Source organism: Ginsengibacter sp. (genome assembly GCF_057362405.1).
Genome location: NZ_JBMQQG010000167.1, coordinates 1 through 11,037 on the forward strand (window position 1 = coordinate 1; position 11,037 = coordinate 11,037).

The window sequence follows — 11,037 nt, forward strand, 5'->3', positions numbered from 1 at the left end:
TAACAAAGTTGCCGAGGCAAAATCCTGTATGGTAGAAACGTCTGCCGTTATAGTGCTTAACAATTTGCCTGTTTGATGCGAATCGTAATAAGACAAGGAGAGATGCTGCAAATGGTGATACATTTTTTTTCGCAGGTCGTCGGCCACGTACTGAGCTACCTTTTCATTATAATAATTGTCAACAAAACCAGCGAAAGAGCCAATGGCCGTGATAGCAATGAAACTTAGAGCGGCAACTGCTGCCAGTTGTATTTTCTTTTCCGCAGGAAAAAAAGCATCCATCCATGCAAGTGCCCCCGGCAATGCGTGGTGGCCAACTACATTATCAATTATTATTTTCAGTGGCCAGGGTGTTGCCAGGCCAATCAATGTCTCGAACAACATTGCGAACAAAATAACTATAACAAGTTTCTTGTATGGGCGGGACAGGCTAATTGCCCAAATGATTAAACCCAGAAAAGAAGTTTGCTTTTCTGAAGGACTACCTAAAGATTCAATTTTTTTTCGAAATCCATTTCGGCTCAGCAGCATCTTTTGTTGGTAACGATACATTTTAAAAAATTAATGCATAGGTAAATATACAAAACTATTGAGGTGATTTAATCCTTGAATTTGCGGTCACAATACTTAAAGGAATGAATAAAAAAAGGTAATAAAGTTGACACCAAATAAATTATTCTCGAAATGTTCTGGTAACCGATTGAGGCAAGAGTAAAAATTTTTTTTATGCCGAAGCAACTTTCAATTAAATATACCCGATTTAAATGATAATAAAGCGGAGTCATCAAAAAGTTACCTGGACTTTTTCTTTTAATCCGGCCCTATGCTTTTGAAATTTGAAAACTATATGCCGATAGGTGGCCAATCCGCATTTACTTAAAATTTAAAACCCTTATCATGAAACAAAAAAGAATTATTGTATTTCTTGCAGCTGCTATTTTCATCGTTTTAATAAACTGGTTCTGCAGTAAATCCAAGGACACAACAACCGGTGGCTCAAATCCTCCACCGACCGGCAATTCAATATCTATCGCCGCCATGGCATTTAGCCCGGCAACACTTACTGTAAAGGCAGGTACTACGGTAACCTGGAAAAATAATGATGGTGTAGCCCATACCGTTACGTCCGACGATGGAACTACCTTCGATAGCGGCACACTCGCAAGCGGCGCCAGTTTTAGCTTCACAGCCAAGACACCAGGCACCTTTGCATACCATTGCACCATCCATTCCGGCATGAAGGCGACATTGGTGGTAACCCAATAAATATAAAGCGGAAAAATTTTAATTATTAGGAGGAAGATTTATCTTAACAGGGGCAAATTAAAAGCAAAATATTTCGATAGTAACCTGAAACTAATATCAATTGATATCTGCTGAAGATCTTAAAATACACATCAAGCGTTGCATGACGAACGACAGGGAGAGTCAAAAAAAATTGTACATCTCTTTCTATGGGTATGGTATGGCTATCTGTGAACGTTACACAAAGGGGAAGGAAGATGCCATGGAAATATATAATGATAGCTTTCTTAAAATATTCAAAGAAATACATCGATACAAACCTTCTTATGAAAATGAAATGAACTCTTTTATAGGTTGGATACGAAAAATAATTATTTACAGCGCCATTGACTATAACAGGAAATACTACAAACAAAATATGACTACTGATGGGGATAACAACCTCATGTCTATACCTTCGAAGGAAGAGAGTGTACTTGATTCCATGTCCTACGAGGAAATCATTCTCGCAATCCGCGATCTCTCCCCGGTTTACAGAACGGTGCTCAATATGTTTATTGTAGATGGTTTCAGTCATGAAGAAATTTCGAGCCAGTTAGGAATTGCTGTAGGCACTTCCAAGTCAAATCTTTTCAAGGCAAAACTGCAACTGCAAAAAATTTTAAAAAACGATAAAAAAAAACTTATAGCGAACAATGCCGGATGATGATGACGAAATAATAAGAAAAATACAGGAAGCCTCGGAGCGTTACCAGCCAGCTTATGATGAAGCTTCATGGGCCGATATGGAGCGCCTGCTCGACAAACATCTTCCACAAAAAAAGAATAAGAGAAGAATTATTTTTCTAATACTGCTCACCCTTATTCCGATCGTTGGAATTTATGTAGGATATAAATTCAAGGGTCCCGGAACCGTTCCAATCTCTTCAAATTCGGCCTCAACGGCGCCAAAAACATCGCCGGTGAAAACACCTGAAGCACATGAACTGAAGCAACCTGTGACAGAGGGCGAAAAGAATACGGCGCAAAAACAAGTAAACAGCAACACCAATAATTTACCCGGTAAAACAAGTCCCGGAAAAATCGCGGGTAATAGTAATGGCTCTATTCAAAATTCATCGCTTACCCGCCATATTCCTTTACTTAAACATGAACATAAAAATACGATCGTTGCTATCGCAGGGAGTTCGCCTACAAATGAGGTCCCGGAAAAGACATCAGCAGAAATGCCTGCCGGAAATATTAAAACTCCTGTCCCGGATAATACGACCGCTGGTATATCAAGTACGGATAAGACTGTAGCCACAAATAAGATTGATAGTCTTCATAACAAAAGGCAAACCAGTGTTACGGGCGGGAGCAATATGAAAGACACCGCAAAAAACAATGCTATCGCCAAGGCATTAAAAAAAGATAATAAGCAGTTTAAACGCTATTGGATAATCAGCGCTGCTGCTGGCCCTGACGTAAGCGCTGTCAAATTGGATAACACCGGAAAGATTACGTTGCAATACGGAATGGAGTTAGGCTATGCTATTTCGCATAAGTTTACTTTGCGTACCGGGTTTTTTATTTCGAAGAAAATATACTCCGTGGGCGCCAATGACTATCATGCCCAGGGTTCTTATTATAATAACTACCTGCAAAGTGTAGACGCAAATTGCAAAGTTTATGAAATACCTCTTTTAGCAACTTATCATTTTGCCAGTACAAAAAATGGCGGATGGTTTTTATCTGCAGGATTATCTTCTTATTTTATGAAAAAAGAATCTTATGATTATCTATATAAATATCCCGGAGGAACTACCTATACCGATAATTATACAGTCTCTAATAAGAACAAACACTACTTTTCAATAGTAGATCTTTCAACCGGTTATGAGCGCAAGATCAACAAGAGGCTTTCAATCTCCGCAGAACCATATATCAAGCTGCCGGTTACCGGTATTGGAGTTGGCAAAATAAAACTGAGCAGCGCCGGAGTGCTGTTTTCGGTTAATGTAAAACCTTTCAGATAATTTATCAACGCGACCACACCGTTAGTCTTTCACCAACCTGTACGATTCGCTCATGCCATTAAGCATAAAATGAAGTGTATAAATGCCCGGCGCCAAACCCATTAAATGGATGTGTCCATTGTTTATGCCGGGTTCTGAAGATAGCGTCGTTTCTAAAATTATTTTTCCCTGCATGTCAATTAAAGTTGCCTTCATAATGCCCCGTGAATCGGAATTATATTGCAAGGTTACATGACCCATGGATCCAACCGGGTTTGGCGACAACGATATAATTAGCCGCGGAAGTGCTAAATTATTTTTATACATTTTGATTGGTGATAGTTGTATCGCTCCATCCTTATCAATAGTTGCCAGTTCATAATACGCATATGTTACTGATGATGGCAATTTATCGTCAGTAAAAGAATATTGTTTCACAAATGACGACGTGCCATTTGCAGGTAATGTGCCAACTTCTTTAAAATTTTTTCCGTCAAAACTTCTCCGGATTGAAAAATGGTCGGCATTAATTTCGGATGCCGTTGACCATGATAATTGCGGGCTGTTATTTTTTGTAGTAATATTAAATGCAGAAAGAGTTACAGGCAAGGCACCGGATGCAGTGAAAGTTGCTGTCATACCAAGGAAAGCATGAAAATTACATTGATAAGAATAGGTGCCTGCTGTCGCAACAGAAACATCAAAAGTGTGATTGCTTGAATCTATTGGAGAGTTCCACGAGTTTGCTCCAACAGGTACTGAAACTGACGTGGTCGTGTGTGTTCCGCTAATCCATACAAAATGTATTACATCTCCCACGGTAACATTAAGTGTTGCCGGGGAAAATTGAAAATCATCCACATTTACGGTCCATGTTGTGGCATAAGAATGTATGCTGATAAAACAACATAAGGCGAGTAACATTTTTTTCATAAAATAAATTTTGTAAGGTTTTAGAAATCAGTTGGTGATATTGCACCACTGTGGATTTTCTTTTTCAGCCTGCTGGCGCAATAAACATAACGAAAGTGATCATTGCAAGGTTGCCAGAGATTAACCAATCCTTATCGCAAGATTATCCTGCGGGTGTGCTTTGTTTTGCTCCTATTACAAAAAAGATGGTATTTCTTATTTTTTGATAAGAGGTATAAGTCAATAAATGCTTTTAAGTAAGTTGTTCAGCGTACCCAAAATATAATTATTTTGCTGCGAAATGGTTCATATGAAAAAGAGTGCACTCCTTTTGATACCGGTGATTTTTGTGTTCCAGCCGTCGTCTGCACAGAAGAAAAAGATAAATTCATTTGAAGATTTGCCCTTGGCAACCTATTCAACAACTGCACTGAAAAGCGGTTATAAAGCGAAGGTAGATTCATGGATGCAGAAAACCGCCACTCTTGAATTGAAGCATTGCGACAGCGTTTTAAATCGCTATAATATTACAGATATCAACACACAGGTGTTCTTATTAAGAATGAGGGCTATGTGTGAATTTATAACCGGTGACTGGAAAAAACTGCAGCACGCTGATACTGTATTCAGCAGCATGCCTGGTGCATATCCGCCTTATAAAAAAGCGGGCATCACCGAATTGTCTGCGTATGCAAAAGCAAAGCTGGAAGCATCGGGAAATCTCAATCAAAACTATTTGCACTTTTTTATTGAGAATATGAAAACCTTAACGGCTGATGAAAAAACTTACTTCATTGGCACTAGTATAAAATTATTTAATGACGCTGATGAGGTGTTTGAAAGTGAGCTAAAAAAAGTGACTGCAGGCAGGGTAGTCGCCGACACGTCGATGGGAAGACTTTTTAGAGGTTATGTTTACAGGCAAGTTGATCCTTCCGTAAGTGACCAACTATTAGCTTATTTAAATAAATCCATATTGAGCAAATTTACAAGAGCCGATACCTTACGTGGAAGCATAACCGCTGAAAGAGCCTGGTGGAATGTGTTGCATTACGCCATAACTGTTAAGCCCGACTATACCACCAAAACCATTAGCGGAAGCAACGAAATTAAATACCAGGTAATTACCGACAGCATGCCGGGTTTTATGCAAATTGATTTGCAGGAACCCCTGGTAATTGACAGCATACTTTTTAATGGTTCCCAAAAATTAAAATTCAACAAGGATGGTAATGTGTGGCACGTTGCTGTGCCCGGTCAAAAGAAATCATCTATTGGCGCAGTATTAATTTATTATCAAGGTAAGCCTGTGGAGGCCGTTAACCCGCCGTGGGACGGCGGCTGGGTATGGACCACCGACAGTCTCGGCAACCCGTGGATGAGTGTTGCATGCCAGGGTATCGGGGCAAGTATCTGGTACCCCTGCAAAGACATTCAAAGCGATGAACCGGACAGCGGCGCTTCACTAACCATTATTGTTCCGGATACATTAGTTGGCGTTGCTAACGGACGACTATACTCGAAAAATAATAACGGCATCGGAACCACGACTTATAGCTGGCAGGTGGTGAACCCGATCAACAATTACGACATGATTCCTTACATCGGGAAATATGTTAACATGAGTGAAGTATATGAGGGAGAAAAAGGAAAGCTGGATGTAAATTATTGGGTGTTGAATTATAATCTTGAAAGAGCCAAAGAACATATGGTTCCCGAAGTACACAGGATGCTTAAGTCTCATGAATACTGGATGGGGCCGTATCCTTTTTATGAAGATGGCTACAAAATAGTGGATGCCCCTTATTTGGGTATGGAACACCAAAGTGCCATTGCTTACGGCAATAAGTACATGAACGGATATCTTGGACATGATCTGTCGGGTACAGGATGGGGATTAAAATGGGATTACATTATTGTTCATGAAAGCGGTCACGAATGGTTTGGCAACAACATTACCAGCAACGATATTGCCGACATGTGGGTGCATGAAGGCTTTACCTGCTATAGCGAAACATTATTCACCGAATATTATTATGGCAAAGACGCCGGCAATGAATATACTGTCGGAAGCAGGCAAGGGATTCAAAATATTTTTCCTGTAATTGGTTACTATGGCGTAAATGATGATATAAGTATCAGGAACGGCGATATGTACAGTAAAGGTTCGAACCTGTTGCAAACGATCAGGCACAGCATGCATCATGATTCTTTGTTCAGAGATATATTACGGGGTTTGAATAAAACCTTTTACCACCAAACGGTTACTTCTGCCCAAGTAGAAAAATATATAATCGATCATGCGCACTTTAATTTCAGCAAAGTATTTGACCAGTATCTTAGAAACCCACAAATACCACAACTGGAAATTTATATGAAGCCCGATGGTAAAAAAGTTTCCTACCGTTATGCCAATTGCATCGAAGGTTTTAACCTGCCGTTATTTTTAATGAATGGTTATAACAACCTGAGTATATTTCCCGGTACAGATTGGAAAACAGTTGATATTACCAAAGACCAGGCAGCATTATTTAATGCGAAGGAGATTGAGAAGATGTATTATGTTGGAGTAAAGAGAGTGAGTGAGATGGATTAAAATTTATTATTAATGTGCGCTTCACTTAACAATTAAGTGTATTTTTTCAAAAATTTCAGAACCCAACGGTTAACTAACACTGCAGAATTGGGATCGCCGGTATCCTGGTAGAGAATTAATAAAATTATTTGTAGCTTACCGCTCCTAAATTTCCGGACATGAAAAAAATATTTTTTACCCTCTTGATGTTTATAACAGCAACGCTGTTATTTCAAAACAACAGCAATGCGCAAACAAACAATTCATCTTCCAATCTTTTAAGGCATATTGTTATTATTACTTTTAAACCAGATGCGCCTGCAGACAGCATTAAAGCATTGGACAACGTGTACACTGACTTGTCAAAAAGTTCTTTTGTAAAGGACTTTGAATTGGGGGTAAATGTTTCCGCCCGCGATACGGGAGTTGTGAAACATATATATGCCACCACTTTTGCATCTAAGGAGGATATGAAGAGTTATTCAAAAAATCCGGAGTATACAAGACTCTTTAAGATTTCACTTCCTATTGCTGATGACGTAACTGTTGTTGATTATTGGGTTAATAAGTAACTCGTAGTAATTAAAATTCGTCCCGTACTAATTTGCTGTTAAAAAATATTTCGTATGGGATATGCGGCGGCTTTTTAACGTCTTACTTTCCCGTATCACGTTCATAACGGCTAATACTAAACGCAAATTGTCAAATCAATTTTTTCCTAAGAGAAGGGCTATTTGTTTTCAATAACGATTGGCTTTGAAAATTGCTGGTTATTCCCAGTTACTGTGAGAACATAAGTACCTCCGGGAATGGCTGCTGTTGAAATGGGCAAAGAAACAGTGCCGGCACCCACGGCTTTATAGGTTATCTTCTTTACCGACTGACCTGCCGAGGATACAAGGCTTATTTTGTATGTTCCCGGAACAAGTTTAGACAACTGCACATTGAGTACTTTTTCAGAGCCAACGGGGTTTGGGAATACCGATAAGGTCACTAAATTTAAAATCTCAATTTGTTTTACAGCGCTATATACGAAGGCCCCGGTCTTGCTGTCTGTTTTCAATCTATATAAATTTATTCCATCTTCAGGATGATCATCTTTGAACACATAATCCTGTTCGGTGGTATTGTCATCCGATCCCATTACAATGCCAATCATTTTCCACGTTGCACCTTTATCGGTGCTCCTTTCCACTTCGAAATAATTGAGATCAGGACTGGGGCCAAGTGCCCACGTAAGCAACGGATGGTTCAGGTGATTCGTAACATTAAAGTTAGTTAAACCAACTGCCAGGACAGAGTTACATACCTGGTTGAGGTTGATGTCGTCTATGGCAAGGTCGTTACCAAATCCTCCTGGTGCATTATTCTGGAGAAAAAGATCTCCTGTAGTAACCGTAGCTTTGAAAGAGAATGTATACTGATGCCATCCATTATCGGTTGGTAACGGACCGGTACTTACGGAGCCCAATGTGGCACCCGATGCCGTATCTGTTATGCCGGCAAGTACATTAGGTTGTAAAGGGGAACCTGGCGAAAGGTTGGCAGCCCAGAATGTAAAGTTATAAGTAGCTCCCGGCGCCATACCTGTAACTCTTTGCCGGTAAAATTCGTTTGGTGCATAAGAGGCATTTACCATAAGAAAATAACCTCCGACGAGCCCGCTATGATCGGTAAGCGTGGCATTACCCCATTGCAATGAATTTTGGGTTAGAGAATAATAACCATCCGGTGTTGTATTGTAGCTTGCATTGCTATAAAAATGAAAATCGGTCAGTCCTGATAACGCATTACCCCTGGGATTTACACCAGACCCAAAATTCTGTATAGAGTTGTCAGTTCCGCAATTCGAAGGTATTGCCCGCGGTGCGACTATCCCATTGGTAAATACTGCATGCACTACCTGTCCTGCGCTTACGACTACTGTAACTTTATTGGTAGCAATATTCGTAGAGCTTCCCGAGGCAGAATCGTATAAATCTATTTTCTGCAAATTCCAATTAACCGGATTAGCCTCTGTTATGGTATAAGTTCCCGGACTTACCGGGATCGTAATTGAATTACCATTTTGAGTGGTCACTACCCGCTCGTCATCCAGCCAGGTTCCTGAACCATCACCTGTCCTGGTGTAGATCGTAGATTGGTTAGCAAAAGAAGATGATTGTGCAGCTGTATTACCTTTTATTATCCATACCTGGCCATTATTACTACATGTAAGAAAATAATGTAGTCCAGTTTCAGGTTCTTCATCCCAACTTGTGCCGTTATACCGGTAGGCGGCATCCATGCCCTGGCCGTCTTTTTCCACTGCATAGATTGTTCCGTTATCATCAATAGTTACATCACAAAGTTGTGACGGAGTACTACCGCCACGACCGTAATAAACTAAACCACCACCGGAAGAATTGACTTTTGTTACATAACCTCCGGCATCATTTAATACGATATCGTTATTGGCCGGATCTACATCGAGCCGTTTAAAAGTCAAGCCAGACTTATCAACCGGTGTAATATCTGTCCATGTAAAAGTAGTACTGTAGTTACCTGTATACCTATACACGTGGCCGTTAGAACCCACTATTGCCGTATATCCTGCACCCGAAGTGATACTACCGTTGTTAGCAATATCTACCGCCGTTGTATAAGTTGAGTGGTCAAAAAATTTAATAAAGGAACTTCCGTTGTACACGTATCCGTCACCGTTAGAACGAATCAATACAAAGTGCCCGAGGTCTGCACCGTCAATGGCTGAGCCGGTTTGACCGGAAACAGCATTCCATATGGCACTGTTGGCAGCCCTGTGATATACAGTGCCGTCGGCTCCTCGTGTGGCACCCGTAACCACCCAAAGTTCTCCGCCACCGGTTCCATGTCCTGCCCCGATATCCGTTGGTTCAATATTTAGATTTTGATCTAACAGGGTGAAATTAGGTACACCCGTACTGCCGCCTGTAACAGAAAAAGTAAAGGATTGATTAATGTCTTCACTGATTGTTTTTGCATGCACGTAAATATATCCGGTTTGCGCAACCAGGCATTGTTTGGTCAGCAATAGAAATGAAATAAATAACGCAGCATTTTTGAATAAAGTGAACGTAAGTTTTCTAAAAACGGCACAAACTACTGCACGCCTGCTTTCAATATGGGTGGAGAAATAGTTCAATTTACTAATGTTATAACAAATAAGTCTTTGCGCAATTTTTTTTAAAAATTCCAAAAATTTCTACATTGCATCTAAACGTTTATACTTTCATTTTATTATTTGCCGGGTCTATTTCAAATCATTAGCAATAAAAATTCTTGAGGCAAGGCATTAACCCTGCAGATAAACAGTTCCTGCCAATAATTTCATTTGCCCGTCGGCATGTCGAACTGTTTCGCAGGGACTTGCAGCACCCAGAATTAACTCACAATTCCGGACTCCTATGATACGTCCAAGGATTCAAAATCTCATTAGCCATCTTGAAAAGTGATAAAATGTACTGTACCTTCATTCTTCATTTTTATAGTAACATGAAAATTGCATTGGCATCCCCACCCTTTCCTGAATCCATAGATGATGGAATCTTTCAAATAAAAAAACTAGTAAAAGATGCAGCCGGTAAAGAGGCTGAAATCATTTGTTTTCCAGAGTCGTATCTTCCCGGCTATCCTTTGGGAGAATATGAAGTTGAAAAAGTGTCTCCGGAAAAATTACAATTGGCACTAACGCAGGTTTGCAACATAGCAGCTGCTTTTTCTATCGCTGTTATTTTACCAATGGATTGGTATGAAGAAGGTGAACTTTATAATGTGGCCTGTGTAATTTCAAATACCGGCGAGGTGTTAGGATATCAAACCAAGAACCAATTGGACCCAACCGAGGACAATAAATGGAAAGCCGGCAACAAACGAAATATTTTTGAAGTGAATGGTGTAAAGTTTGGTATTACAATTTGCCATGAAGGCTTCCGCTATCCTGAGTCAGTTAGGTGGGCAGCCATACATGATGCAAAAATTGTTTTTCACCCACAGTGTACCGCCAGTGATACTAACGGACCACAACTTGTTGAATGGGGAAATAAGGGAAATCCTTATTATGAAAAAGCGATGATGATGAGAGCAATGGAAAATACCATTTACTTTGCCAGCGTAAATTATGCCATGCGTTTCCAGGAATCTGCTACGTCATTAATTGCTCCCGACGGCAAATGTATTGCTCACCAGCCTTATGGCATAGAAGGCGTGTTAGTTGAAAATATCGATACTGCTTTGGCTACAGGGTTACTGGCAAAAAGATTTAAGCACGGGATTTATAATACTATTTGA

Annotated in this window: 9 protein-coding genes; 6 read left to right on the forward strand and 3 right to left on the reverse strand. The window is 40.0% G+C overall.

Translation table 11 applies throughout. The features are described 5' to 3' along the window. On the reverse strand, positions 1–552 hold a 552-nt coding region (locus ACO1O5_RS13860), incomplete at its 3' end, for an ABC transporter transmembrane domain-containing protein (RefSeq protein ID WP_486271175.1). Between the two features lie 345 nt (positions 553–897). Between ACO1O5_RS13860 and ACO1O5_RS13865 the strand changes: the two genes are divergently transcribed. From ACO1O5_RS13865 to ACO1O5_RS13875, 3 genes are all read left to right on the forward strand, one after another. Continuing rightward, complete coding sequence (locus ACO1O5_RS13865; RefSeq protein ID WP_486271178.1) at positions 898–1,266, forward strand: cupredoxin domain-containing protein; 369 nt, start codon at positions 898–900, stop codon at positions 1,264–1,266. A gap of 100 nt (positions 1,267–1,366) precedes the next feature. Beyond that, positions 1,367–1,951: an RNA polymerase sigma factor gene (locus ACO1O5_RS13870; RefSeq protein WP_486271179.1), complete on the forward strand. Its 585-nt coding sequence runs from the start codon at positions 1,367–1,369 to the stop codon at positions 1,949–1,951. After that, complete coding sequence (locus ACO1O5_RS13875) at positions 1,941–3,263, forward strand: porin family protein (protein WP_486271181.1); 1,323 nt, start codon at positions 1,941–1,943, stop codon at positions 3,261–3,263. The genes ACO1O5_RS13870 and ACO1O5_RS13875 overlap by 11 nt, the downstream gene beginning before the upstream one ends. A 21-nt stretch (positions 3,264–3,284) precedes the next feature. On the opposite strand, the gene ACO1O5_RS13880 is transcribed toward ACO1O5_RS13875, so the two are convergent. Continuing rightward, positions 3,285–4,175, reverse strand: a complete 891-nt coding sequence (locus ACO1O5_RS13880; protein ID WP_486271183.1) for a T9SS type A sorting domain-containing protein — start codon at positions 4,173–4,175, stop codon at positions 3,285–3,287. A gap of 289 nt (positions 4,176–4,464) precedes the next feature. Between ACO1O5_RS13880 and ACO1O5_RS13885 the strand changes: the two genes are divergently transcribed. After that, positions 4,465–6,750: a M1 family metallopeptidase gene (locus ACO1O5_RS13885; RefSeq protein WP_486271185.1), complete on the forward strand. Its 2,286-nt coding sequence runs from the start codon at positions 4,465–4,467 to the stop codon at positions 6,748–6,750. Between the two features lie 158 nt (positions 6,751–6,908). Then, the gene (locus ACO1O5_RS13890) at positions 6,909–7,301 is read left to right on the forward strand and encodes a Dabb family protein (RefSeq protein WP_486271187.1); all 393 of its coding nucleotides are present in this window, start codon (positions 6,909–6,911) and stop codon (positions 7,299–7,301) included. A gap of 158 nt (positions 7,302–7,459) precedes the next feature. Here ACO1O5_RS13890 and ACO1O5_RS13895 read toward each other — a convergent pair whose 3' ends face one another. Next, complete coding sequence (locus ACO1O5_RS13895; RefSeq protein WP_486271189.1) at positions 7,460–9,892, reverse strand: T9SS type A sorting domain-containing protein; 2,433 nt, start codon at positions 9,890–9,892, stop codon at positions 7,460–7,462. A gap of 314 nt (positions 9,893–10,206) precedes the next feature. Between ACO1O5_RS13895 and ACO1O5_RS13900 the strand changes: the two genes are divergently transcribed. Next, on the forward strand, positions 10,207–11,037 hold the full coding sequence (locus ACO1O5_RS13900) for a carbon-nitrogen hydrolase family protein (protein ID WP_486271191.1): 831 nt from the start codon (positions 10,207–10,209) through the stop codon (positions 11,035–11,037).